Below are 22,890 nucleotides of genomic sequence, written 5' to 3'. Positions count from 1 at the left end.
CCCGCCCGCCCGGCACCCCGGGCGGGTCTTTTCCAGCCGGACGATGGTTGTGTCACGATACGCTTCGGCGCGGAGGGCATGATGGACGATTCGGAGCTTTGGATGATGGTCGGGGCGAGCACCGCGTTCGGCGTGCTGGCGTCGGCCGTGGTGTTGTTCTGGTTCTTCCGGGGGCAGCGCCGCCGCCTCGCGGTGCCGCCGACGACGGGTGCCGACGGCATGACCAGCTTCCCGGTGCGCGGCATCTCCACACAGAGCCGCCTGATCGTCGGCGGATCGCACAACAGCATCAACCCTTTGTTCGCGATCGGCCCGGGCGGGATCGATCTGCGCGTGCTGCGCCACCAGCACCTCGCTTTCTCCGACATCGAACAGGCCGATGTCCGCAACACGCTGGTCGGCCAGATGCTGGTCCTCAAGCATGTCGATGGGCGCAAATACGCGATCCGCTTCGGCACCGCCGATCACATCGGCCGCGTCCTCACGCGGATCCCCGCCTACACTGTGCGGCTGACCGAGGCCGCGACCCGGCTGCGCGATGCTGCGGCGACGGGGACATCGCGCTAGTCGCGCCGCCACGCCGGACGATGCCCCAGAGTTACGCCCAGGGCGGCGTCGCCAGCGCCTTGGCGAGATAATCGATCAGCGCCTGCACGCGCAGCGGGCGCAGTGGCGAGGGCGGCATCAGCAGGTGCAGCGCGAGCGGCGGCACCGACCATTCGGGCATCGCCACCTCCAGCGTCCCCGCCTGCAGCGCGCGCCACACGAGGAACTCGGGCTGAAGCGCCAGCCCCTGCCCCGCCGCCAGCGCCGGGCCGAGCATGTCGGCATTGTCGGTCCAGATCCGCACCGGCGGCTCGACGATTTCCTCGCCGAACTGCGGATGGGTGAAGCGCCATACGCCGCGCGGACCCCCGCCGGTATAAGCGAGCGCACTGTGTTCGGCGAGCTGCGCCGGGTGAGTCGGCCGCCCGCGCGCGTCGAGATAGCCGGGCGATGCGACCAGCAGGATTCGCACCGCGCACAGCCGTCGCGCCAGCATCGACGAATCCTCCAGCCGCGCGATCCGCATGGCGAGGTCGAACCCGTCCGCGACCAGATCCACCCGGCGGTCGCTGAGCGCGAGATCGAGCGTGATCTCGGGATACAGGTCGAGGAACGGCGGCAGCGCATCGCCGAGATAGCCGATCCCGAACGACAAGGGCGCGCTCATCCGCACCACCCCACGCGGCGTTGCCGATTGCTCGGCCGCTTCATCCTCCGCCGCTTCGCCCTCGGCGAGCAGCCGTATCGCGCGCGGCAGCGCGGCACGGCCGCCCTCGGTCAGCGACAGCCGCCGCGAGGTGCGCGCGATCAGCGCGACGCCGAGCCGCGCCTCCAGCCGCGTGATCGCTTTCGAAACGGTCGGGTTGGAGAGCCCCAGCGCCTGCGCCGCCCCCGCGAACGAGCCGCATTCGGCGACCTTGGCAAAGATCGCCCAGGCTTCGAGGTCGGGGAGTCTACGTGTCATTGTCGGCAATGATACAATGCAATTGTTTCTCTTTCGTCAAGTCACGATCGAACGCATCTTGTGCGGGTCAGGAGCGAAGGCCGCTCCGCCAAGGAGATTTCCGATGATCGACCGTAGACCCTTCAACCAGCTCGGCGGCGCCAACCACGGCTGGCTCGATGCCAAGCATCACTTCTCGTTCGCCGGCTATTACGATCCCGCCAAGATGGGCTGGGGCGACATCCGCGTCTGGAACGACGACACGATCGCGCCGGGCACCGGCTTCCCGCCGCATCCGCATGCCGACATGGAGATCATCACCTATGTCCGCGAAGGCGCGATCACGCATCAGGACAGCCTCGGCAACACCGGCCGCACCGAAGCGGGCGACGTGCAGGTGATGAGCGCCGGTTCGGGCGTGCGCCACTCCGAATACAACAAGGAAAGCGGCACCACGCGGATCTTCCAGATCTGGATCGAGCCGAAGACCCGCGGTGAAACGCCGTCATGGGGCGCCAAGCCCTTCCCCAAGGGCGAACGCTCGGGCCATTTCGTCACGCTCGCCAGCGGCTTTTCGGAGGATACCGATGCGCTGCCGATCCGCACCGACGCGCGCATTTCCGGCGCGACGCTGAAGGCCGGTGAAACCACCGAATATCCGATCGACGCCAGCCGCCACGCCTATCTGGTGCTCGCCAAAGGCTCGGTCGAGATCAACGGCGTACACCTCGACGCACGCGACGGCGCCGCCATCACCGGCGAGACGCTGCTTCGCATCACCGCCAACGACGAAGCCGAGATCGTCCTCGTCGACGCCGCCTGAACCACAACCACCGCACGACCAAAGGGGAACATCATCATGGCCACCATCACCACCGCCGACGGCACCGAAATCTTCTACAAGGACTGGGGCTCGAAAGACGCGCAGCCGATCATGTTCCACCACGGCTGGCCGCTCAGCGGCGACGATTGGGACGCGCAGATGATGTTCTTCTTGAACGAAGGCTACCGCGTGATCGTGCATGACCGGCGCGGGCATGGCCGCTCGTCGCAATCGGCGAGCGGGCATGACATGGACACCTATGTCGCCGACGTGGTCGCGCTGACCGATCATCTCGATCTCAAGCACGCGATCCACATCGGCCATTCGACCGGCGGCGGCGAAGTCGCCCGCTACGTCGCGCAAGCCAAGCCGGGCCGCGTCACCAAGGCGGTGCTGGTCAGCGCGGTCGCGCCGATCATGGTGGCGACCGGGAGCAACCCGGACGGCGTGCCGATGTCAGTGTTCGACATGGTCCGCGACCAGACCGCCACCAACCGCGCGCAATTCTACTATGACTTCACCTTGCCCTTCTTCGGCTACAACCGTGACGGCGCCGAGGTGAAGGAGGCGGTGCGGCAGAATTGGTGGCGGCAAGGCATGATGGGCAGCGTTCTCGCCCACACGCTCGGGGTGAAGGCGTTCTCCGAGACCGACTTCACCGCCGACCTGAAGGCGATCACGGTGCCGACCTTGGTACTCCACGGCGAGGACGATCAGGTCGTGCCGTTCCCGACCACCGGCAAGGTCTCGGCGACGCTGGTGCCCGGCGCCAAACTGATCTCCTACCCCGGCTATCCGCATGGCATGCCGACCACCCACGCCGACGTCATCAACGCCGATCTGCTGGCGTTCGTGAAGGGCTGATCCCCTGAAATGCAGAAGGGCGCGGCGAACCTGCCGCGCCCTTCCCGCATCCACTCCGTTCGTCCCGAGCGAAGTCGAGGGATGTGCCACGAACGCTGTGGCCGGTGTCTCGACTTCGCTCGACACGAACGGTTGAGGATGTCGCTACACCGCTTCCGGCAATGCCCAGTCGATCGGCTCGCGGCCCTGTTCACGCAGGAAAGCATTGGCCTTCGAGAACGGCCGGCTCCCGAAGAACCCGTTATGCGCCGACAGCGGCGAGGGATGCGCGGACTTCAGCACCAGATGCCGCCCGCCGCGAGTCACATCCTCGATGAACGCCGCCTTCTTCTGCGCATAAGCACCCCACAGCAGGAACACGATCGGCTCGGGCGACGCCGCGACGGTGCGGATCACCGCATCGGTGAACCGCTCCCAGCCACGCCCCTGGTGCGAGGCGGCGGCGCCCATCCGCACCGTCAGCACCGAATTGAGCAATAGCACGCCCTGATTCGCCCAATGCTCCAGGAACCCGTGCCGCGCCGGCGCGATGCCGAGATCGGCCTGCATTTCCTTGTAGATGTTGACGAGGCTCGGCGGGGTACGCACCCCCGGCTTCACCGAGAAACACAGCCCATGCGCCTGCCCCTCGCCATGGTAGGGGTCTTGCCCGAGAATGACGACGCGCACCGATGAGGGTGCGGTCAGGTCGAGCGCGCGGAACCACGCGCTGCCCTTGGGGAACACGCGCGCGCCCGCCGCCTTCTCGGCGACAAGGAAGTCCCTGAGTTCGGCCATATAGGGGCTGTCGAACTCGGCTTGCAGCGCGGTGCGCCACTCGGGATGGAGGGTGATGTGGTCGCTCATCTCGGCGCGTGCTGCCGGATCGGTGATGCGCCTGTCAACGCGCAAACGTCAGCCCGGTTCGCCCATCCGCGCGGGCGGGTGCTCGGGATCGAAATCGGCGATCTTGGCGTCACCATAGACCGCGCCGGATACGGGAAGATCCGCAACCGCCGCGACCGGCGCCGGCACCACGATCACCGACGGAGGAACGAACGCCGGCAAGCGCGCGGTCGAGGCCACCACCCGAAAAAATACCGGCCGCACCCCCACGCCCGGTGCGGCCAACACGCCGAGATGAGGGGTTGCGACCGCAACCAGGACGAGGAACCCTGCACCGAGGGTCATCTTATACGACACGTGTACACCTTATTTAACATCCATATCGGCGATAGTTCATTAACTCACGGTAAAATAGCGTTTTATCTACGCCACTCCGGCCGCGATGGCTCTGCCATCCATGCGTGTTCCTCGTCTTCGCGGCCCCGACGAGTTCTCCGGCGGCTCGCGGCGTGGATGATGCTGCGCCGATAGTTTGGATTACGGCGCATCGCGCTGACTTAACAGGCCAAACTTATGATTATAAACGCGAAGACTTCGCGCTTGCAGCGTAAAACGGGAAAGGTTAGCGATACGACCCATCGCGACCGTCGGTTAGCGCCCGGGAGACATTTGCATGCACCACGCACTTCGCACCGTTTCGTTCGCAGTTCTTGCCGTCGCCGTATCGAGCGCAGCAACCGCCGGCGACAAGAAGGCTGCCGATCCCAACAAGCGGATTTGCCGTGGGATCGAACAGACCGGCTCGATCTTCACGCATCAGGTCTGTCATACCCGCGCCGAATGGACTCAAATCGGCGAGCAGAACGACAAGGACACCTCACGGACCGTCCAGACCAACCACTTCCAATCGCCGAGTCAGGAAGGCACGCGCTACTAGGCCGCCTTGGTCGCCAACGCCGGGAAGCCTGCCTTGAACGCCGCGACCTTGGGCTTGTCCCACCGCACGATGTACGGGTGGCTCGGGTTCCGGTCGTAGAAATGCTGGTGATAGTCTTCGGCCGGGAAGAAGCCGCCGCTCTCGATCTTGGTCACGATCGGCGCCTTGAACACATGCGTCTGGCCAAGCTGCGCGATATACTCCGCGGCGACCGCGCGCTGCGCCGGGGTCTGCGGGAAGATCGCCGAACGGTAGCTGGTGCCGCTATCGGGCATCTGCCGGTTGAGCGTGGTCGGATCGTGCGCGACCGAGAAATAGACGCGCAGCAACGTCGCGTAGCTCACCTGCGCGGGATCGTAGACGATGCGGATCGCCTCGGCATGGCCGGTGGTCTCGCTGCTCACCTGCTCGTAGGTGGCGGTGCGCGCGGTTCCGCCGGCATAGCCCGCCGTCACCGATTTCACGCCCTTCACATGCTCGAACACCGCTTCCATGCCCCAGAAGCAGCCGCCTGCCAGCACCGCCACCTGGCTACCGCCGGTCTTGGCGACATCATGCAGCGCCGCCGGGATCGGCACCGCGCGCTCGGCGCTGGCCGCGCCACCCGAGAGTGCGAACGTCGCAATGCCAGCGACGCTCAATCCTGCAAGCACGGTTTTCATCACCAGGGTCTCCATGTCACCGATATCGGTGACAGGCGGCCGATTTACACCCCCTCGGCTGAACCGCTGCCAAACGCCTAGCCGGCATAAGCCTTGACGAGATCGTAGAGATAGTCGCGCCCCTCGTAGAGCGACTTCACGCCGATCCGCTCGTTGAGCCCGTGAATGCCATTGCCATCGGCATCGAAGAACAGCCCCGGCACGCCGTACACGGGAATGCCGATCGCTTCGAAGAAGATGCCGTCGGTCGCGCCGGTCGACATCAGCGGCAGCATCGGCACGCCGGGGAAATGCCGCTCGGCGACCGCCTTGGCCGGGCCGAGGATTTTCGGGTCGAGCGCGGGGGGGATCGCGGTCGGGCGGATCGGCGCATTGATGGTGACGGTCACGTTCGGCCCGGCCAGCTCCTTCAGCTTGGCGAGCGTGCCCTCGACCGTCTCGCCGGGAAAGATGCGGCAGTTGATGTTGGCGGTGGCGCGTTGCGGCAAGGCGTTCTCGGCATGGCCCGCCGACACCAAAGTCGCGACGCAGGTGGTGCGCAGCGTCGAATTGAAGGTCTTGTCGCGGGCCAGCAACGCCGCCGCCTCGGCCTCGTCGGGGTTGGCGAGCAACCGCCGGATCGCGTCGGCGACGGGCGCTGGCGTGGTCGCCGCCATCGCGGTGAAAAAGGCACGCGTGGTGTCGCTGAAGCGCACCGGGAAGGTGTAGCCCTGCACCGCCTTCAACGCATCGGCGAGCTGGTAGATCGCATTGTCCGCGGTCGGCTGCGAACTGTGCCCGCCGGGGTTGGTGGTGGCGAAGGTGTAATTCTGCGCGGCCTTCTCGCCGACCTGGATCGCGAGCACCTCGGGCTTGCCGTTCGCGCCGTAGCGCCCGCCGCCGCCCTCGTTGAGCGCGAACTCGGCGGCGATCAGATCGGGCTTGGTCTTCGCCAGCCACGCCGCGCCGTTGAAGGCGTAGGTCGTCTCCTCGCCGCAGGTCAGCGCGAGTTTTATGGTGCGCCTGGGGCGATAGCCCGACCGGCGGAAGCGGATCAGGCTGTCCGCCCAGATCGCTGCCATCGATTTGTCGTCGGCGGCACCGCGCGCGTAATAATAGCCGCCGTCCTCGATCAGTTTGAACGGATCGCGCTTCCAGTCCTCGCGCTTGGCCTCGACCACGTCGAGATGCGCGAGCAGCAGGATCGGCTTCACCGACGGATCGCTGCCCGCCAGGATCGCGACCATGCCGCCCTCTTTGGGGTGGTCGGGTGCGGAAAACAGCGTGATGTCGCGCGCCGGATAGCCGGCATCCTCAAGCCGCGCCGCGATCTTGGCGGCGGCGTCGGTGCAGCTTCCGGTCGGGAGCGTGGTGTTGGTCTCGACCAGCTCCTTGTAGAGCGTGAAGAACGGCTGCTGGTCGGGCCGGGCCTGCGCGGAAACGGCCGCTGGAAGCATCACCGCGCCCAGCCCGAGCGCCATCGCCATCCTTCGCATCCGCCCCGCCCCTTTTTCGTAGAAAGTCAAAGGCTAGCGTCTTGGGTGCGGGAAAGTCGAGCGAAACCCCGCAAGCGAAACTTCTGCGGAAGTTCCTGCGACCCCGCAAAACCTTCTCGTGTTCCAACGAAAGCGGGAACCCAGAGCCAAGCAAAACCCAACTTGCAACGTTCCCGGCCCTGGACTCCCGCGTGCGCGGGAGAACAAGACTTACGAAGGCTCGCCGGTGCCGGAGAAGGCCGACCGCCTACGCGTCGCGTTCGGCGAGCACGCGCTCCCACGCGAGCGCGTCGCGGACGATCAGGTCGAGATCGTCGCGCTGCGGGCGCCACTCCAGCGCCTTGAGGATCGCGCTGTTGTCCGCCACCAGCGCGGCGGGATCGCCCGCGCGGCGGCCCTCGATCTTGCGCTCGATCTTGACGTTGGTCACGCGATCGACCGCGTCGAGCACCTCCAGCACCGAGAAGCCGCGCCCGTAACCGCAGTTGAGCGTGTGGCTCTTGGCCGGATCGGCGGTGAGCAGGTCGAGCGCGGCGACATGTGCCGCCGCCAGATCGCTGACATGGATGTAATCGCGCACCCCGGTCCCGTCGGGCGTGTCGAAATCGGTGCCGAACACGCCGACCGACGCGCGCTTGCCCGTCGCCGCCTCGACCGCGACCTTGATGAGATGAGTCGCGCCGGCGGTCGACTGGCCCGAGCGGCCCTGCGGATCGGCGCCCGCCACGTTGAAATAGCGAAGCGCGCAATAGTTGATCGGGTGCGCGGCCGCGACATCGCGCAGCATCGTCTCGGTCATCAGCTTGGACATGCCATAGGGGTTGATCGGCACGGTCGGATCGGTCTCGACGACCGGGATCTTGGCCGGCGTGCCATAGGTCGCGGCCGTGGAGGAGAAGATGAAGTGCGGCACGCCGCACGCCACCGCGCTTTCCAGAAGCGCGCGCGTCGCGACGGTGTTGTTGCGGTAATATTTGAGCGGGTTGCTGACCGACTCGGGCACCACCACCGATCCGGCGAAATGCAGGATTGCACGCACCCCGTGGTCGCGGATCGCGGCGCGCACCGCATGGTCATCCTCGATGTTCGCCTCGACCAGCATCGCGCGCGGATCGACCGCCCAGGAAAACCCGGTCACGAGATTGTCGACCACTACCACGCGGTAGCCCGCGTCGAGCAGCGCCAGCACCGCATGGCTGCCGATATAGCCCGCTCCGCCCGTTACCAGAACCGCGCCGTCGATCATCGAATCACCCCTATGCTGCATCGCACCCGTATCCGCGCCTACCACCGGAGATTGCGCCGCGCCAATCGCTCCCTATCTTCATGGCTATCAAGAAGGAGCAGATAATGGCGAGCGAAGTCGCGACATTCGCGGGCGGATGTTTCTGGTGTACCGAGGCAGTCTTCGCCGACGTGATCGGCGTGGAGAAGGTCGAGAGCGGCTATATCGGCGGTACGGTCGCGAACCCGACTTACAAGCAGGTGTGCGGCGGCGATACCGGCCATGCCGAGGCGATCCGCGTTACGTTCGATTCGGATCAGGTCCGCTATGCCGATCTGCTCGACATCTTCTTCGCCACGCACGATCCGACGCAGCTCAACCGCCAGGGTAACGATGTCGGGACGCAATATCGCTCGGCATTGTTCCCCGCCTCGCCCGACCAGCGCGAGGAAGCGCAGGCCGCGATCGAACGCGCCAGCGCGGATTGGCCCAAGCCGATCGTGACGACGATCGAGCCGGCGTCCCACTGGTATCCGGCCGAGGACTATCATCAGGAATATTGGGAAGGCGAAGGCCAGCGCAATCCCTATTGCCTCGCGGTGATCCCGCCCAAGCTGGCGAAGCTGCGCAAGAGCTTCGCCAAACGCTCCAAAACCGCCGACGCGACCGCGTAAATCGTCGCCCCGGCGCAGGCCGGGGCCGCTGGTTGCGGAGCAATCGGTTCGCCAAAGTGCGTAACGGTCCCGGCCTTCGGGCCCCATCAGAGTATTACTTTGATGGGATGCCCTGCGCCGGGGCGACGGTGTTGTTCACCGCTGGTTCGTGCAGCGTGGTAGAAACGGCGGATCATGACCGCGCCCTCCGTCTCCACCCCACCCCCGCATGCCGACCGTGCGCTCAGCGCCCTGCTGATCGTACAGGCGGTGTCGCTGTTCGTGGCGATTCCGTTGTCGGCGCAGCATCCCGGCTGGCACGTCGTGCTCGATGCCGGGCATCTCGCGTTCGCCGCCGTCTCGGTCGCGGTGCTCGCGCACAACCGGATGATGCGCGCGCTGCTGCTCGCGGCGCTGGCCGGGCTGGCGATCGGGCCGATCATCGGCGAACAGGCGGTCGCGTCGCGCGGTCTCACTGCGGTCACGATGCACGAATCGATCGCGCTGACCGCCTTCGTGTTCAACGGGCTGGTGACGGCGCTGATCGCGCGCCACGTGTTCGGCCCCGGGCGGGTCACCAGCCATCGGTTGCAGGGCGCGGTGCTGGTCTATCTCAACGTCGCGCAACTGTTCGCGATCGCCTACGGCGTGATCGAGACGCGCGCGCCAGGTGCGATCGTCATGTCGGACGGGCTACGCTTCGCCAATCCCGCCAGCGCGCGGACGGCTGCGCTCACCTATTTCAGCCTCGTCACCATCACCACCACCGGCTTCGGCGATATCGTGCCGATGCACCCGATCGCGCGCAGCCTCGTCAATCTCGAATCGGTGTTCGGGCATCTCTTCCCGGCGACCTTGCTCGCCCGGCTGGTCGCGCTCCATCTCGCCCATGCCGATGATCCGTCGGGAAAAGGTGACGCGGGCGCCTAACCACCCTATCTCTGGCGGATGCCCAAGCGTACCCCGCCCGGCCTGCCCACGCGCGAGCAGGTCCTCGACTTCATCTCCACCTCCCCCACGCCTGCGGGCAAGCGCGAGATCGCGCGCGCCTTCGGGCTGAGCGCGCAGGACAAGATCGCGCTCAAGGCGCTGCTCAAGGACATGGCCGACGAAGGGCTGATCGACAGCGCCCCCGGCCGCGCCTTCCACAAGCTCGGCGGTCTGCCCAAGGTGACGGTGCTGCGCATCGCCGATGTCGATGACGGCGGCAACGTCTGGGCGGTGCCTGAACGCTGGGAGGCGGAAACGCCTGCGCCGCGCCTCCGCGTGCGCGAACGCAAGCATGGCGCGCTCGCCGTGGGGGATCGGGTGCTGGCGCGCACCGAAGAAGCCGGCAACGGCTGGATCGCGCATCCGATGAAGAGTCTCGCGCGCGGCGAGGAACTGATTCTCGGCGTGCTCCACGAGGAGGGCGGCAAGCTCTGGCTGCAAGGCGTCGAGAAGAAGGATCGCCGCGATTTCCAGGTCTCCGACGCGGGCGGCGCCCAGCCCGGCGATCTCGTGCTGGCCGAGAAGGCGGGGCGCCCGCCGCGCATCACCGCGCGCGTGACCGAGATCCTCGGCGACCCCTTCGCGCCGCGCAGCTTCTCGATGATCGCGATCCACAAACTCGGTATTCCAACAGCCTTCGCCCCCGAAGCCATCGACGAAGCCCACCGCGTCGCCGGGCTTCATATGGGCGAGGATCGTGAAGATCTGCGCCACCTGCCGATCGTCGCGATCGACCCCGCCGACGCGCGCGACCATGACGATGCGGTCTGGGCCGCCCCCGACGACGACCCCGCCAACCCTGGCGGCTGGCAGGCGATCGTCGCGATCGCCGACGTGAGCTTCTACGTCCGCCCCGGCGGCGCGCTCGACAAGGACGCGCGGCGGCGCGGCAACAGTGTCTATTTCCCCGACCGCGTCGTACCGATGCTGCCCGAAGAACTGTCGGCGGACATCTGTTCGCTGAAAGAGGGCGTCGATCGCGCAGCGCTGGTCTGTCATCTGCGCATCGCCGAAAACGGCACGCTGAAGACCTGGCGCTTCACGCGCGGCGTGATCCGGGTGGTGGCGAATATCGCCTATGAGGACGCGCAGGCGGTGATGGATCGCGCGACCTCCTCCCTTCCCCAATCGCGGGAGGCGGATTTGCTGCCTATCCTCACGCCCCTCTGGGGCTGCTGGAAGGCGCTCTCCAAGGCCCGTGCCGCACGCGCGCCGCTCGATCTCGATCTTCCCGAACGGCGGGTGATGCTCGACGAAAAGGGTCGAATCCTCTCGGTCGCGCCGCGCGAGCGTCTCGACGCGCACATGCTGATCGAGGATTACATGATTGCCGCCAACGTCGCCGCCGCCAAGGCGCTGGAGGCGAAGAAGGCGCCGGTGATGTACCGCGTCCACGAGCCGCCCAGCCGCGAGAAGCTCGTCGCGCTCAAGGAGTATCTCAAGACCTTCGGCGTCGAGTTCGCGCTCGGTCAGGTGGTGCGGCCGGGCACGTTCAATCATATCCTCGTCAAAGTCGGCGAGGCGGATTTCCGCCCGCAGATCATGGAGCAGGTGCTGCGCACGCAGACCCAGGCCTATTACGCGCCCGAAAACCACGGCCATTTCGGCCTCGCGCTCGGCAGTTACGCGCATTTCACTTCGCCGATCCGGCGCTATGCCGATCTTCTCGTCCACCGTTCGCTGGTCGATGCGTATAAGCTGGGCGCAGGCGGGCTGACCGAGGGCGAAGCGGCGGCGATGGAGAAGATCGGCCAGTCGATCTCGATGCTGGAGCGCCGTGCGATGGAAGCCGAGCGCGACACGATCGACCGCTATGTCGCCGCCTTCCTCGCCACCCGCATCGGCGAGATCGTAGATGTGCGGATCACCGGCGTCGCCAGCTTCGGCTTCTTCGCGACGGTCGAGGGGATCGGCGGCGACGGGCTGATGCCGGTGCGCGATCTGGGGCGCGAATATTTTCGCTACGACGATGCCGGCAAGCGGCTGGTCGGCGAGGATAGCGGCACCGTCTACGCCAGCGGCATGCGGCTGCAATTGCGGCTGGCGGAATCGAACCCGGTATCGGGCGCGCTGCGCTTCGAGATGGTCGAGGGCGGCGCACGCCCCGCACGCGAAGAGCGCGCCGGCCCGCGCGTCATCAAGCGGCGCGGGCGACCGGCCAACATCCGGCATCAAGGCAAACGCCGCTGATGATCGCTACCCCTGCATGGCCACCGCAATCGACGCCCCGGCTGTTCGTCGAACAGCCACTCGGACCAGGCCAGATTCGCATTGAGGGCGCGCAGGCGCATTATCTCGTCTCGGTGATGCGGACCAAGATCGGCGATCCGGTCAAGCTGTTCGACGGCGTGTCGGGCGAGTGGCTCGGGGTCGCGAGCATGGTCGGCAAGCGCGACCTGCTGCTCGATGTGGGCGAGCAACTGCGCGAGCGCGAGCATGTCCCCGATCTGTGGCTCTGCGCGGCCCCGCTCAAGAAGGGCAGGATCGATTGGCTGGTGGAAAAGGCCTGCGAACTCGGCGTCGCGCGACTGGTGCCGACACTGACGCGGCGAACCGTGGTCGATCGGCTCAACCTCGAACGGTTGCGCGCGCATATGATCGAGGCGGCCGAGCAATGCGGCCGCACCGCCGTGCCCGACCTCGCCGAGCCGGTGAAGCTTACCGCGCTGCTGCGCGAATGGCCGGCGGATCGCACCTTGTTCTTCGCCGACGAAGCGGGCGGCGTGCCCGCGCTGGCGGCGATGCGAGACGGCGGCGCGGCGGCGGCGATCCTGATTGGCCCGGAGGGCGGCTTCGACGACGCCGAACGCGCAGCAATCCGCGCATTGCCACAGGCGATCGGCATCTCGCTCGGCCCCCGCATCCTGCGCGCCGACACGGCGGCGGCGGCGGCGGCGAGCCTGTGGATGGCGGCAAGGGGAGATTGGTGATTCGAGGTGATGCGCGCAAGCGCATCACCTCGAACGGCCGGCGGGTCGGGCGAAGCTCCGAACCCGGCCACTTTCGTCACCCCAGCGCAAGCTGGGGTCTCTAGCGAGACTCGGGACAGGAGCCGCACGAGACCCCAGCTTGCGCTGGGGTGACGATAGTACCGAAAGCGATTCTGTACCGATCGTTTCGCCACCCTCTAGCGCAGCCCCGCACGCCCCGCTAAGGCGCGGCGATGAGCACCAAGACCGCCTCTTCCGCCAAGCACGCGGTCATCGAGCACCGCGACCAGTTGATCGCGAGCTTCGCCAAGGGCGAGAAGCCCAAGGACCGCTGGCGGATCGGCACCGAGCACGAAAAATTCGTCTATGCGCTCGGCGATCATCACGCACCGAGCTATGACGAAAAAGGCGGCATCCGCGATCTGCTGATGGGACTCCAGCGCTTCGGCTGGGAGCCGGTGATCGAGAATGGCCCCGATGGCGCCAACGTCATCGCGATGACCGGCGCGGACGGCAGCCTCAGTCTCGAACCCGCCGGCCAGTTCGAACTGTCGGGCGCGCCGCTCGACAATCTCCACCAGACCTGCGCCGAGACCGGACGCCATCTCGAACAGGTCAAGACGGTCGGCGACGAACTCGGCATCGGTTTCCTCGGGCTCGGCATGTGGCCGGACAAGACCCGCGCTGAACTGCCGATCATGCCCAAGGGCCGCTATGCGATCATGCTGCGCCACATGCCACGGGTCGGCAGCATGGGGCTCGACATGATGCTGCGCACCTGCACCATCCAGGTCAACCTCGACTATGCGAGCGAGGCGGACATGGTGAAGAAGTTCCGCGTCGGCCTCGCGCTGCAACCGCTCGCGACCGCTTTGTTCGCCAATTCGCCGTTCACCGAAGGCAAGCCCAATGGCATGCTGTCGTACCGCAGCCATATCTGGTCGGACACCGATCCGGCGCGCACCGGCATGCTGCCGTTCGTGTTCGAGGACGGGTTCGGCTACGAGCGCTACGCCGAGTACGCGCTCGATGTGCCGATGTACTTCGTCTACCGTGAAGGCACGTATATCGACGCGGCCGGCCTTTCGTTCCGCGATTTCCTCAAGGGTGAGCTGTCGGTGCTGCCGGGCGAACTGCCGACGATCGACGACTGGAACGACCATCTCTCCACCGCCTTCCCCGAAGTGCGGCTCAAGACCTTCCTCGAAATGCGCGGCGCCGATGGCGGACCATGGAGCCGGATCTGCGCGCTGCCGGCGTTGTGGGTCGGGCTGCTCTACGACGATGCCGCGCTCGATGCAGCGTGGGACGTGGTCAAGCACTGGACGATGGAGGAGCGCGAGGCGCTGCGGTCGTCGGTGCCCAAGCTCGGCCTCGACGCGCCGATCGCGGGCGGACGACGCTTGCGCGACATCGCCGGCGACGTGCTCGACATCGCTCACGCCGGCCTGTCCGCACGCGCGCGGTTCGACGCGGGCGGCAGCAACGAAACCGGCTTCCTCGATCCGCTGCGCGAAGTCGTGCGGAGCGGCAAGGTGCCGGCCGAAGTTCTGCTGGAGAAGTATCACGGCGTCTGGGACGGCGACGTCAGTCGGGTTTACGAGGATATGAAGTTCTAGAGTTCAATGCCTCCCCTCAACTCCGCTCGTTCTGAGTAACCGCCGAGTAGCCCGAAGGGCGTATCGAGGCAGTGTATCGAAGGACATGCCCCGCACGATCGCCTGTGCTTCGATACCTGCTCTCGATACGGCGCAAGCGCCTACTCGATCACTACTCAGCACGAGCGGATGCAGGGTGGCGGTCGAAAATTCTATCCGCTCCGCCGCTTGCCCGCCACCCAATCGAACAACCGAGGCACCGCACCATTGCGCGCCATCCACTCGGAATAGGCACGATACGCCGGGTCCATGCCGAGATGGCGTTCCTCGGTCTTCGCACGCCAGTAATAAACGCCGGCCGTCACCGCCATCAGCCCGGTCGCGCGCACCGCGTCGATCCAGTTGCCCGTCGTCAGGAACGGCAAAGTCGAGATCAGCCAAAACAGGTTCTTCGACAGATAGGCCGGGTGCCGCGTGAAGCGGTACGGCCCGTGCGTCAGGATCCCGCGATGTGTAAGGTTGGAAAAGCGCAGGCCGAACGCCACGGTCGCCCAGGCGTAGATCGCGGTCAGCGCGACCAGCACCGCGCCGGTCGCGGCGAGCAGGATCGGGTGGCCGCCCAGCCAGATCGTCCAGCCGTCCGGCCCGCGTGTGCCGGGGTGGTAATCGAGCACGCCCCCGTCAGCCATCAACACGAAGGGCGGATAGCAGATCAGCGCCGCCGTCCACGCCGCCGCGAACGGATTGGCGCTGCGGATGTGCGAATCGAGCGGGCGCAGCGTCAGGATGTAGCCGACCGTCGCGAAGGCGACGTCGATCACGAACATCAAGGTGATGAGCCAATTGGCGAGCGCGACCGGATCGTGGAGGACCAGCCCCGTGTCGGCGCGAATGAAGTCGCCGAAGCCCGGCGGCACGATCGCCAGCATGAACGCGAGGAAGAACCCCTTCACCGCCCACGCCCGTAAATGGCCGTAGATTGCCTCGCGATCGATCGACTCGTCGAGGCCCATCAGCCATGCGCCAAGCGCCCAGGCGCCATCCTTCGGCGCGACCAGATAGCGGTCGAGCCACAGCACATACGGAATCGACGCTACGAACAGCACCGGCGCGGCGACGCCGAGGCACCCCATCGCGAAGCTGTAATTGCCCTCCCAATAGAAGCGTTCCAGCCCGTAGATCACGCCGATTCCCGCCCAGGTGAGCCACAGCCCGGCGAGTTTGGTCAGGCTGATCTCATAGGTTGCGCGCAGCGGCTTGGCAGCCGACCAGTCGATTCCGCTCGAGGCGTTGCGGTGGACCTTGTCGACGAATACCGACCACAGCACCATCGGCAGCCCGCACGCGACGACGTTCACCAGCGCCGAATACGGCCCGTCCATGCCATAGCTGCGCGCGAGCGCCACCCACAGCAGCAGCCCGACGAGACCAGCCAGTCCGCAGCCTGTGCTCACCGCCGAACGCGGCCGGGGATCGGCGGGGCGCGCGGCGCGCGCGAGGTCGGTATGGTGAAACATCACGCCGAGCTGTAGCGCGGCAAGGGTTAGCGCAGCGTAAAGCCCTTCGAGGGTGCTTGCGCAGCCCGTGGCTTGCCGGTATCTCCCCGCGCAACGCGGGTATAGTACAATGGTAGTACAGCAGCCTTCCAAGCTGAATACACGGGTTCGATTCCCGTTACCCGCTCCACCTTTTCCGGTAGAGCGCACGCATGACCGCCATCTCCTTCCCCGAGGCGAGACGGCAGATCGTCGCGGTCGGGCGCTGGCTCGACGGCAAGGGCTGGGCGCCAGCGACATCGGGTAATTACTCGGTGCGGCTCGACGACGGCAGTTTCGCGGTCACGGTGTCGGGGCGGCACAAGGGACGACTGGGCGAGGAGGACGTGATGCGCGTCTCCGCCGATGGCGCATCGCTCGACGGCAAAAAGCCTTCGGCGGAAACCGCGCTTCACCTCGCCATCTATCGATTGTTCCCGGAAGCGGGCGCGGTGCTGCACAGCCATAGCCCGGACAGCGTCGGGCTGAGTCGCGCGGTCGCGGGCGATGGCTTCACCTTCACCGGGCACGAGATGCTCAAGGCGTTGCCGGGCAATCCCACGCACGATGCGTCCGTCGTCCTGCCGATCGTCGACAACAGTCAGGACATGGCGGTGATCGACGGCGCGATCACCCCCGCGCTGCTGGCGGCGGGCGCACCGCCCGCCTATCTTATCCGCAGCCACGGCCTGTACGGCTGGGGCCGTGACATGGCGGAGGCCGAGCGCGTTATCGAGGCGATCGAATTCATGGTCGCGACCGAACGCGCCGAGAGGAGTTTCAGGGCATGAGCCGCTTGCAGGTGTTTGACGAAGCCGATGGCGGCACCGCGCTGCTCGACACCGAAGATGGCGAGCGGATCGCCACCGAACTCGCGCCGGTCGGCGTGCGCTTCGAACGCTGGGCGACTCGCGAGACCGGCTCCACCGACATCCTCGCCGCCTACGCGCCGGAAATCGCAAGGCTCAAGGCCGAAGGCGGCTATCTGTCGGTCGATACGATCACGATGACCGCCGATCACCCCGAGCGCGCGAACCTGCGGCAGAAGTTCCTGTCCGAGCACACCCACGGCGAGGACGAGGTGCGCTTCTTCGTCGCCGGCGAAGGGCTGTTCACGCTCCACGCCGACGGGCGCGTGTTCAACATGCTGTGTACGCAGGGCGATCTGATCTCGGTGCCGGCGGGTATGCCGCATTGGTTCGACATGGGGCCGTCGCCGAGCTTCACCGCGATCCGACTGTTCCGCAACCCCGACGGCTGGATCGCGCGTTTCACCGGCGATGCCATCGCCGATCGCTTCCCGCGCCACGAACCGGCAACCGCGTGAAGGCGATCCTCACCGATATCGAGGGCACCACGACGAGCCTGTCGTTCGTCGCGGACGTGCTGTTTCCTTATGCGCGCGCGCATCTGCCGGCCTATGTGGCGGCGCACCCGGCCGAGACCGCGCCGATCCTCGCCGAAGTCGAAGCGGCCGAGCCGGGCGATCCGATCGCGACCTTGCTGCGCTGGATCGACGAGGACCGCAAGGCGACCCCACTCAAGACGCTGCAAGGCATGATCTGGGCGGACGGCTATGCGAGCGGCGCGTTCACCGGCCATGTCTATGCCGATGCGGTGAGCGCGCTGCGCCGCTGGCACGCGGCCGGGGTGGCGCTGTACGTGTTCTCGTCCGGCTCGGTCGCCGCGCAGAAGCTGCTGTTCGGGCACAGCGATGCGGGCGATCTGACCCCGCTATTCTCAGGCTATTTCGACACGACCACGGGGCCGAAGCGCGAGTCGGCGTCCTATGCGAAGATCGCCGAGTCGATCGGCGTGGCAGCGGATGAAATCCTGTTCCTGTCCGACATCGCCGAAGAGATCGCCGCCGCGCGGGGTGCGGGCATGCAGGCGCTGCTGATCGACCGCGCGGGCAGCATGGGCGATATCGCGACGTTCGACGACATATCCGTAGCCGAGACCCAACCCTGAACCGTTCGTGCCGAGCGACGTCGAGGCCCCTCCGCCGGTCCCTCCACGTCGCTCGGGACGAATGGATGTGAGAGCCAGAGTCGCATGATCCTCGAAAACACCCACCAGCGTTCGATCACCCGCACCGCCGATGGCACGGGCGCGCGCATCCTCGACCAGCGTCGGTTGCCTTGGGAGATCGTCTGGGTCGAGCTTCGCTCCGCACGCGACGCCGAGGTCGCGATTCGCGAGATGTGGACTCGCGGCGCGCCGCTGATCGGCGCGACCGCCGCCTATGGCCTCGCGATGGCGCTCGCCGAGGATGGCTCGGACGCGAGCCTCGACGCCGCCTTCGCGCTGCTCGCCGAGGCGCGGCCGACCGCGGTCAACCTGCGCTGGGCGTTGGAACAAGTCGCCAAAGCCGTTCGGTCGCTCCCGCCGGCCGAGCGCGCGCAAGCCGCCTTCGCGCGCGCGGACGCCATCTGCGACGAGGATGTCGCGCTCAACAAGGCGATCGGCGAGCACGGCCTCGCGCTGCTGCGCGATCTGCACGCCAAGCACCCCGACCGGCCGCTCAACATTCTCACCCATTGCAACGCCGGCTGGCTCGCAACCGTCGATTACGGCACCGCGACCGCGCCGATCTATCTCGCACACGATGCTGGCATCCCGGTCCATGTCTGGGTCGACGAGACTCGCCCGCGCAACCAGGGCGCCTTGCTCACCGCATTCGAACTGGCCGGGCACGGCGTCCCGCACACCGTCATTGCCGACAATGCCGGCGGGCACCTGATGATGCGCGGGCAAGTCGATGCGGTGATCGTCGGCACCGACCGAGTCACCGCGAACGGCGATGTCTGCAACAAGATCGGCACCTATCTGAAGGCGCTCGCCGCGCACGACAACGATGTGCCCTTCTATGTCGCACTGCCCTACACCACCTTCGACGCCAACACCGCGACCGGCGCGGACATCCCGATCGAGGAGCGCAGCGGCGAAGAGGTGACTCATGTCGCGGGCGAAGGCGGCAGCATCCGCGTCACAGCGTCGCGTGCCGCGAACCCCGCGTTCGACGTGACGCCGGCGCGATTGGTGACCGGCTATCTGACCGAGCGGGGGTTACTCGACAAAATTTAATCCGGCCCTCCCCGTTCGTGCTGAGCCTGTCGAAGCACGTGCCGAGAACGCTGCGTTGCGTAGCACGCCCTTCGACAGGCTCAGGGCGAACGGTGTGAGAGGGACGCCCACAATGGACCGCTACGCCACGCGCTCCACCGGCAGCCGCACATCCGGTTCCGGCGCGAGCGTGCGAACCTTGACCGAAAAATCCTCCGCGCCAATGCGGATCTCATTGAACGACGGCGGCGTCTCACGCGTGCGCTCCGACAGCGTTCCCGCGCCGATCAGCCGGATCGGATAGCCGGCGGCATCATGCGCGATATCGAACGGATCGTGGACGTGCCCGGTGAGCACCGCGCCCGCCCCGGCCTCGGCAAGCGCCTGCAACGCCTCGGCGCCGCGATGCGTCTGCGCGGACATGCGCGTGTGCGGCTCGATCAGCGGATGGTGGCACGCGATGAAGACGCGGGTGTCCGGCCGCGCCGCGCGCGTCAGCGCGACCGCCTTGGCGAGTTCGCGTTTCGCGACATAGCCTTTCGACCAGTTGAGCCGCCACTGGAACCGCGCCGTCGTCACCATCGGCACGATCGTCACGCCGGGCAGTTCGAGCGGCTGTTCGATCATCTGTTCGACCGAGGTATATCGCCGGTACGGGCGGAAGAATCGCTCGAGGAGATTGAAGTACGGCAGATCGTGGTTGCCGACCTCGACCGTCACCGGCACGCCGAGCCCCTGCAACCAGGCAAGACCATCGGCAAACTCGCGACGGCGCGCCCGGATCGTCAGGTCGCCGGTCATCACGACCGCATCGGGCTGCTCCTTGTGGACGACGTCATTGAACCACGCGATCGCCGCCCGGTCCTCGCGCCCGAAATGCACGTCGCTGACATGGAACAGTCGGATCATCGCATTTTCCCCGGTTAGCCTGCCTTCAGCGTGCGTATGAACATGGCCCTCGTCTCGCCGCCGCAGATCTGCGTGGCGGGATCGAGCATCACCGGCTCGCCATCAAACAGCGCGAGCACGGGCTTGCGGCTGCCGATGCGGAAGCGCTCGGCGAATACCTGCGTCACCGCGCGCGCGGCAACCCAGTCACCGGTCAGCCACTCCCACCCGAGCGCGGCGATCGAGCGGAAATCGCGCGCATCCACCGCGGCGATATCGAGCCGCGCCCTGCCCGGCCGCACGAACACCGCCTGCGCGCGATGCTCCAGCCCCGGCACACCCTCCAGCCGGATGCCGCGCGAAAAGGTGCGCCGTATCCCATGCCGTAGCGCCCGCACGAGGCCGCGCAGCTTGCCCGACCGCACCAGTTCTCGCGCATGCACCCAGCTCGTCGCCGGGCCGAGAATCAGCCCGACCAGCGCACGGTGCTGCCCCGCCTCGACGAACGGGAGCGCGACGATCTCGCCGTATTCATGCGCGGCGTGGATGATCGCGGCGGGATCGGCATTGCCATGCAGCTCCTTGGCGAGCAGGTTCATCGTGCCCCCCGGCAGGATCAGGATCGCGCCGCTCCATTTGGCGAGCGCGCAGACGGCGGCGTTGATCGTCCCGTCACCGGCGAACAGCACGACGGTATCGGCGCCGGCCGCGTCGAGTTCCTCGCCGGTCGGCAGGTCGTCCTTGGGAAACGCGGTTCGGCCGACCAGCGCCAGCCCGCGCTCCTCGAACACCGCGACGAGCGCCTCGACCTTGGCGGCGGTCGCGGACCCGGAGGCCGGATTGGTGATGAACCAGATGGTCTTCATGCCGCGCCAACGCGCGGATCTGCAAAAGGCCGCATTCCATCGGCCCTCTCCCCGAAGGCGGAGGGAGAAAAAGGGCTGTGCTTCCTTCGTGCGATCGGGCAACCTCTCACAATGCAGACCACCGCCAAGCCCCTCGCCGAACTCACCTTTCGCGGTGTTATCCTCGGCGGGATCATCACGCTCTTCTTCACAGCCGCCAATGTCTATCTCGGCCTCAAGGTCGGGCTGACCTTCGCGACGTCGATACCCGCGGCGGTGATCTCGATGGCGATCCTGCGGCTGCTGCCGGGCGGATCGATCCTCGAGAACAACATCGTCCAGACGATCGCGAGCGCGGCGGGCACGCTGTCGGCGATCATCTTCGTGTTGCCCGGCCTCGTCATGATCGGCTGGTGGCAAGGCTTCCCTTATGTGCAGACCGCGCTCATCACCGCGACCGGCGGCATCCTTGGCGTGATGTTTTCGGTGCCGCTCAGGCGTGCGCTGGTGGTCGATACCGACCTCCCCTATCCCGAGGGCGTCGCCGCCGCCGAAGTGCTCGAAGTCGGCGCAGGCTCGCGCGAGGGTGGCGAAGAAAGCGCGCGCGGCCTCAAGGTGCTGGTCGTCAACAGCCTCGCCTCGGCGGGCTTCGCGATCGCCACTCAGACCAAGATCATCACGGACACCGCCGCCACCGCTTTCCGCGTCGGCGCGGGCGCTACCGGGATTTCGGGGAGCCTGTCGTTCGCTTTGCTCGGCGTCGGCCACCTCGTCGGCATTTCGGTCGGCGCGGCAATGGGGCTGGGCCTCGTGATCGGCTGGTTCGTGCTGGTGCCGCTGATGACCGCATATCACCCGATGCCGGGTGACGTTGCCGATTGGGTCGGGGCGATCTTCAAAGGGCAGGTGCGTTTCTTCGGCGCCGGCGTGATCGGCATTTCGGCGATCTGGACGCTGCTGCGCATCGCCGGGCCGGTTCTCGGCGGTGTTCGCTCCGCGCTGGCGGCGAGTGCCGCGCGCAAAGGCGGCGAGACGCTCGCCCTGGAAGAGCGCGACCTGCCGATCCTGTGGGTCGGCGCGGCGGCATTGCTGACGTTGCTGCCAATCGTGTGGCTGCTGTGGGACGTGCTGGCAGGCGGCGCCCTATCGGGATCGGCGGTGCTGCTGATCGCTGGCGCGCTCGTCTTCATCCTCGTCGCCGGGCTGATGATCGCGGCCGTGTGCGGCTATATGGCCGGCCTCATCGGCGCGTCGAATTCGCCGGTATCGGGGATCGGCATCCTCGCCGCGATCGGTTCGGCGCTTCTGCTGGTCGGGCTGTTCGGTCAGCATCCCGGCGAAGACACCACGCGCGCGCTGATCGCCTATGCACTGATCGTCACCGGCATCGTGTTCGGCGTCGCAACGATTTCGAACGACAACCTTCAGGATCTCAAGACCGGCCAGCTCGTCGGCGCGACGCCGTGGAAGCAGCAGGTCGCGCTGGTGATCGGCGTGGTGTTCGGCTCGCTCATCATCCCGCCGGTGCTCAACGTGCTCAACACCGGCATCGGCTTCGTCGGTGCGCCCGGCGCCGGGCCGAACGCGCTGGCGGCGCCGCAAGCGGGGCTGATCTCCGCGCTGGCCAAGGGCGTGCTGTCAGGCGACGCGAACTGGACGATGCTTGGCTATGGTGCGCTCGCGGGCGTGGCGCTGATCGTGCTCGACGAGCTGCTCGGCCGGCTCAAGCTGCTGCGGTTGCCGCCGCTCGGCGTCGCGCTCGGCATCTATTTGCCGATGTCGGTGATCCTGCCGACCGTTACCGGATCGGTGGTCGGGTTCTTCTACGATCGCTGGGCGCGGCGCAGCGGCAATCCCGAAGTGGCGGAGCGGATGGGGACGCTGACCGCGACCGGGCTGATCGTCGGCGAGAGCCTGTGGGGCGTGGCGTTCGCGTTCATCGTGTATCTCACCGGCAGCGACGCGCCGCTCGCGCTGGTCGGGCCGGGCTTCGCAGGCATCGCGCTGATCGCGGGGACATTATGCTTCATCGCGCTGGCAGCCGGCCTGTATCGCCGGACGATGGCGGTCGCGCGGTAGCCGCGA

The 22,890-nt window shown here is 66.9% G+C and carries 23 protein-coding genes and 1 tRNA gene; 15 read left to right on the top strand and 9 right to left on the bottom strand.

The annotated features are described in order from the left end of the window. Positions 1-78 precede the first annotated feature (78 nt). Complete coding sequence (locus J0A91_RS09540) at positions 79-567, top strand: hypothetical protein (protein WP_150126871.1); 489 nt, start codon at positions 79-81, stop codon at positions 565-567. Between the two features lie 31 nt (positions 568-598). Here J0A91_RS09540 and J0A91_RS09535 read toward each other — a convergent pair whose 3' ends face one another. Beyond that, positions 599-1,510: a LysR family transcriptional regulator gene (locus tag J0A91_RS09535; protein ID WP_069204720.1), complete on the bottom strand. Its 912-nt coding sequence runs from the start codon at positions 1,508-1,510 to the stop codon at positions 599-601. A gap of 103 nt (positions 1,511-1,613) precedes the next feature. On the opposite strand from J0A91_RS09535, the gene J0A91_RS09530 reads away from it, so the two are divergent. Together J0A91_RS09530 and J0A91_RS09525 are read left to right on the top strand one after the other, a co-directional pair. After that, positions 1,614-2,312 (top strand): pirin family protein, encoded by a 699-nt coding sequence (locus J0A91_RS09530; protein WP_069204719.1) that lies wholly within the window; start codon positions 1,614-1,616, stop codon positions 2,310-2,312. A 36-nt stretch (positions 2,313-2,348) separates the two neighbouring features. Beyond that, on the top strand, positions 2,349-3,176 hold the full coding sequence (locus tag J0A91_RS09525) for an alpha/beta fold hydrolase (RefSeq protein WP_069204718.1): 828 nt from the start codon (positions 2,349-2,351) through the stop codon (positions 3,174-3,176). Positions 3,177-3,320: 144 nt separating this feature from the next. On the opposite strand, the gene ung is transcribed toward J0A91_RS09525, so the two are convergent. Together ung and J0A91_RS09515 are read right to left on the bottom strand one after the other, a co-directional pair. Continuing rightward, entirely contained in the window at positions 3,321-4,022 is a 702-nt protein-coding gene (gene ung / locus J0A91_RS09520; RefSeq protein WP_083224934.1) for a uracil-DNA glycosylase, read from the bottom strand. 48 nt (positions 4,023-4,070) lie between these two features. Next, positions 4,071-4,346: a hypothetical protein gene (locus J0A91_RS09515; RefSeq protein ID WP_169833113.1), complete on the bottom strand. Its 276-nt coding sequence runs from the start codon at positions 4,344-4,346 to the stop codon at positions 4,071-4,073. Positions 4,347-4,674: 328 nt separating this feature from the next. On the opposite strand from J0A91_RS09515, the gene J0A91_RS09510 reads away from it, so the two are divergent. Further along, positions 4,675-4,938, top strand: coding sequence for a hypothetical protein (locus J0A91_RS09510; protein WP_069204715.1), 264 nt, complete (start codon positions 4,675-4,677; stop codon positions 4,936-4,938). Here J0A91_RS09510 and msrA (J0A91_RS09505) read toward each other — a convergent pair. The 3 genes from msrA (J0A91_RS09505) to galE all read right to left on the bottom strand — a co-directional run bounded on the left by msrA (J0A91_RS09505) (position 4,935) and on the right by galE (position 8,321). Further along, complete coding sequence (msrA, locus tag J0A91_RS09505) at positions 4,935-5,600, bottom strand: peptide-methionine (S)-S-oxide reductase MsrA (RefSeq protein ID WP_150127075.1); 666 nt, start codon at positions 5,598-5,600, stop codon at positions 4,935-4,937. The two genes, J0A91_RS09510 and msrA (J0A91_RS09505), sit on opposite strands and share 4 nt — an antisense overlap. A 77-nt stretch (positions 5,601-5,677) precedes the next feature. Continuing rightward, the gene (locus J0A91_RS09500; RefSeq protein WP_069204714.1) at positions 5,678-7,075 is read right to left on the bottom strand and encodes a M20/M25/M40 family metallo-hydrolase; all 1,398 of its coding nucleotides are present in this window, start codon (positions 7,073-7,075) and stop codon (positions 5,678-5,680) included. A gap of 247 nt (positions 7,076-7,322) precedes the next feature. Further along, entirely contained in the window at positions 7,323-8,321 is a 999-nt protein-coding gene (gene galE / locus J0A91_RS09495; protein WP_069204713.1) for a UDP-glucose 4-epimerase GalE, read from the bottom strand. 104 nt (positions 8,322-8,425) lie between these two features. Here galE and msrA (J0A91_RS09490) point away from each other — a divergent pair, with 104 nt between their 5' ends. From msrA (J0A91_RS09490) to J0A91_RS09470, 5 genes are all read left to right on the top strand, one after another. Next, the gene (gene msrA / locus J0A91_RS09490) at positions 8,426-8,974 is read left to right on the top strand and encodes a peptide-methionine (S)-S-oxide reductase MsrA (RefSeq protein ID WP_069207186.1); all 549 of its coding nucleotides are present in this window, start codon (positions 8,426-8,428) and stop codon (positions 8,972-8,974) included. 174 nt (positions 8,975-9,148) lie between these two features. Then, positions 9,149-9,883: a potassium channel family protein gene (locus tag J0A91_RS09485; RefSeq protein ID WP_069204712.1), complete on the top strand. Its 735-nt coding sequence runs from the start codon at positions 9,149-9,151 to the stop codon at positions 9,881-9,883. 18 nt (positions 9,884-9,901) lie between these two features. Then, positions 9,902-12,133, top strand: coding sequence for a ribonuclease R family protein (locus J0A91_RS09480; protein WP_069204711.1), 2,232 nt, complete (start codon positions 9,902-9,904; stop codon positions 12,131-12,133). Next, positions 12,133-12,873, top strand: coding sequence for a 16S rRNA (uracil(1498)-N(3))-methyltransferase (locus J0A91_RS09475; protein WP_069204710.1), 741 nt, complete (start codon positions 12,133-12,135; stop codon positions 12,871-12,873). The genes J0A91_RS09480 and J0A91_RS09475 overlap by 1 nt, the downstream gene beginning before the upstream one ends. A 233-nt stretch (positions 12,874-13,106) precedes the next feature. Continuing rightward, positions 13,107-14,492: a glutamate--cysteine ligase gene (locus J0A91_RS09470; RefSeq protein ID WP_069204709.1), complete on the top strand. Its 1,386-nt coding sequence runs from the start codon at positions 13,107-13,109 to the stop codon at positions 14,490-14,492. A gap of 191 nt (positions 14,493-14,683) precedes the next feature. Here J0A91_RS09470 and J0A91_RS09465 read toward each other — a convergent pair whose 3' ends face one another. Then, positions 14,684-15,988, bottom strand: a complete 1,305-nt coding sequence (locus tag J0A91_RS09465; RefSeq protein ID WP_069207185.1) for a methyltransferase family protein — start codon at positions 15,986-15,988, stop codon at positions 14,684-14,686. A 95-nt stretch (positions 15,989-16,083) separates the two neighbouring features. Here J0A91_RS09465 and J0A91_RS09460 point away from each other — a divergent pair. The 5 genes from J0A91_RS09460 to mtnA all read left to right on the top strand — a co-directional run bounded on the left by J0A91_RS09460 (position 16,084) and on the right by mtnA (position 19,093). Next, positions 16,084-16,157: transfer RNA gene (locus J0A91_RS09460), tRNA-Gly, on the top strand. A 22-nt stretch (positions 16,158-16,179) separates the two neighbouring features. Next, entirely contained in the window at positions 16,180-16,797 is a 618-nt protein-coding gene (locus J0A91_RS09455) for a methylthioribulose 1-phosphate dehydratase (RefSeq protein WP_069204708.1), read from the top strand. Then, a complete protein-coding gene (locus tag J0A91_RS09450; protein WP_069204707.1) occupies positions 16,794-17,333 on the top strand; it encodes a 1,2-dihydroxy-3-keto-5-methylthiopentene dioxygenase in 540 nt (179 codons plus the stop codon). The genes J0A91_RS09455 and J0A91_RS09450 overlap by 4 nt, the downstream gene beginning before the upstream one ends. Continuing rightward, positions 17,330-17,977, top strand: coding sequence for an acireductone synthase (gene mtnC, locus J0A91_RS09445; protein ID WP_069204706.1), 648 nt, complete (start codon positions 17,330-17,332; stop codon positions 17,975-17,977). The genes J0A91_RS09450 and mtnC overlap by 4 nt, the downstream gene beginning before the upstream one ends. An 84-nt stretch (positions 17,978-18,061) precedes the next feature. Further along, positions 18,062-19,093, top strand: a complete 1,032-nt coding sequence (mtnA, locus tag J0A91_RS09440) for an S-methyl-5-thioribose-1-phosphate isomerase (protein ID WP_069204705.1) — start codon at positions 18,062-18,064, stop codon at positions 19,091-19,093. Between the two features lie 120 nt (positions 19,094-19,213). Here the strand turns inward: mtnA and J0A91_RS09435 are convergent, their stop codons facing one another. Further along, positions 19,214-19,981, bottom strand: a complete 768-nt coding sequence (locus J0A91_RS09435) for a metallophosphoesterase family protein (protein WP_069204704.1) — start codon at positions 19,979-19,981, stop codon at positions 19,214-19,216. 14 nt (positions 19,982-19,995) lie between these two features. Continuing rightward, a complete protein-coding gene (locus J0A91_RS09430; protein ID WP_069204703.1) occupies positions 19,996-20,826 on the bottom strand; it encodes a diacylglycerol/lipid kinase family protein in 831 nt (276 codons plus the stop codon). A 111-nt stretch (positions 20,827-20,937) separates the two neighbouring features. Here J0A91_RS09430 and J0A91_RS09425 point away from each other — a divergent pair, with 111 nt between their 5' ends. Next, positions 20,938-22,884: an OPT family oligopeptide transporter gene (locus J0A91_RS09425; protein WP_069204702.1), complete on the top strand. Its 1,947-nt coding sequence runs from the start codon at positions 20,938-20,940 to the stop codon at positions 22,882-22,884. Positions 22,885-22,890: the final 6 nt, after the last annotated feature.

Source organism: Sphingomonas panacis (genome assembly GCF_001717955.1).
GTDB lineage: Bacteria > Pseudomonadota > Alphaproteobacteria > Sphingomonadales > Sphingomonadaceae > Sphingomonas > Sphingomonas panacis.
Note: the sequence above shows the minus strand (reverse complement) of the source record. Positions and strands in the feature narration are given on the sequence as shown.

What these genes read in the sequence shown, in the direction of transcription:
- J0A91_RS09480 (WP_069204711.1), top strand. Translation starts at nt 9,902, where the DNA reads ATGCCCAAGCGTACCCCGCCCGGCCTGCCCACGCGCGAGCAGGTCCTC.
- mtnA (WP_069204705.1), top strand. Translation starts at nt 18,062, where the DNA reads ATGATCCTCGAAAACACCCACCAGCGTTCGATCACCCGCACCGCCGAT.
- J0A91_RS09475 (WP_069204710.1), top strand. Translation starts at nt 12,133, where the DNA reads ATGATCGCTACCCCTGCATGGCCACCGCAATCGACGCCCCGGCTGTTC.
- msrA (WP_069207186.1), top strand. Translation starts at nt 8,426, where the DNA reads ATGGCGAGCGAAGTCGCGACATTCGCGGGCGGATGTTTCTGGTGTACC.
- J0A91_RS09530 (WP_069204719.1), top strand. Translation starts at nt 1,614, where the DNA reads ATGATCGACCGTAGACCCTTCAACCAGCTCGGCGGCGCCAACCACGGC.
- galE (WP_069204713.1), bottom strand. Translation starts at nt 8,321, where the DNA reads ATGATCGACGGCGCGGTTCTGGTAACGGGCGGAGCGGGCTATATCGGC.
- J0A91_RS09510 (WP_069204715.1), top strand. Translation starts at nt 4,675, where the DNA reads ATGCACCACGCACTTCGCACCGTTTCGTTCGCAGTTCTTGCCGTCGCC.
- J0A91_RS09485 (WP_069204712.1), top strand. Translation starts at nt 9,149, where the DNA reads ATGACCGCGCCCTCCGTCTCCACCCCACCCCCGCATGCCGACCGTGCG.
- J0A91_RS09465 (WP_069207185.1), bottom strand. Translation starts at nt 15,988, where the DNA reads ATGTTTCACCATACCGACCTCGCGCGCGCCGCGCGCCCCGCCGATCCC.
- msrA (WP_150127075.1), bottom strand. Translation starts at nt 5,600, where the DNA reads ATGAAAACCGTGCTTGCAGGATTGAGCGTCGCTGGCATTGCGACGTTC.
- J0A91_RS09455 (WP_069204708.1), top strand. Translation starts at nt 16,180, where the DNA reads ATGACCGCCATCTCCTTCCCCGAGGCGAGACGGCAGATCGTCGCGGTC.
- J0A91_RS09540 (WP_150126871.1), top strand. Translation starts at nt 79, where the DNA reads ATGATGGACGATTCGGAGCTTTGGATGATGGTCGGGGCGAGCACCGCG.
- J0A91_RS09500 (WP_069204714.1), bottom strand. Translation starts at nt 7,075, where the DNA reads ATGCGAAGGATGGCGATGGCGCTCGGGCTGGGCGCGGTGATGCTTCCA.
- ung (WP_083224934.1), bottom strand. Translation starts at nt 4,022, where the DNA reads ATGAGCGACCACATCACCCTCCATCCCGAGTGGCGCACCGCGCTGCAA.
- J0A91_RS09425 (WP_069204702.1), top strand. Translation starts at nt 20,938, where the DNA reads ATGCAGACCACCGCCAAGCCCCTCGCCGAACTCACCTTTCGCGGTGTT.
- J0A91_RS09435 (WP_069204704.1), bottom strand. Translation starts at nt 19,981, where the DNA reads ATGATCCGACTGTTCCATGTCAGCGACGTGCATTTCGGGCGCGAGGAC.
- J0A91_RS09525 (WP_069204718.1), top strand. Translation starts at nt 2,349, where the DNA reads ATGGCCACCATCACCACCGCCGACGGCACCGAAATCTTCTACAAGGAC.
- J0A91_RS09535 (WP_069204720.1), bottom strand. Translation starts at nt 1,510, where the DNA reads ATGACACGTAGACTCCCCGACCTCGAAGCCTGGGCGATCTTTGCCAAG.
- J0A91_RS09450 (WP_069204707.1), top strand. Translation starts at nt 16,794, where the DNA reads ATGAGCCGCTTGCAGGTGTTTGACGAAGCCGATGGCGGCACCGCGCTG.
- J0A91_RS09430 (WP_069204703.1), bottom strand. Translation starts at nt 20,826, where the DNA reads ATGAAGACCATCTGGTTCATCACCAATCCGGCCTCCGGGTCCGCGACC.
- J0A91_RS09515 (WP_169833113.1), bottom strand. Translation starts at nt 4,346, where the DNA reads ATGACCCTCGGTGCAGGGTTCCTCGTCCTGGTTGCGGTCGCAACCCCT.
- J0A91_RS09470 (WP_069204709.1), top strand. Translation starts at nt 13,107, where the DNA reads ATGAGCACCAAGACCGCCTCTTCCGCCAAGCACGCGGTCATCGAGCAC.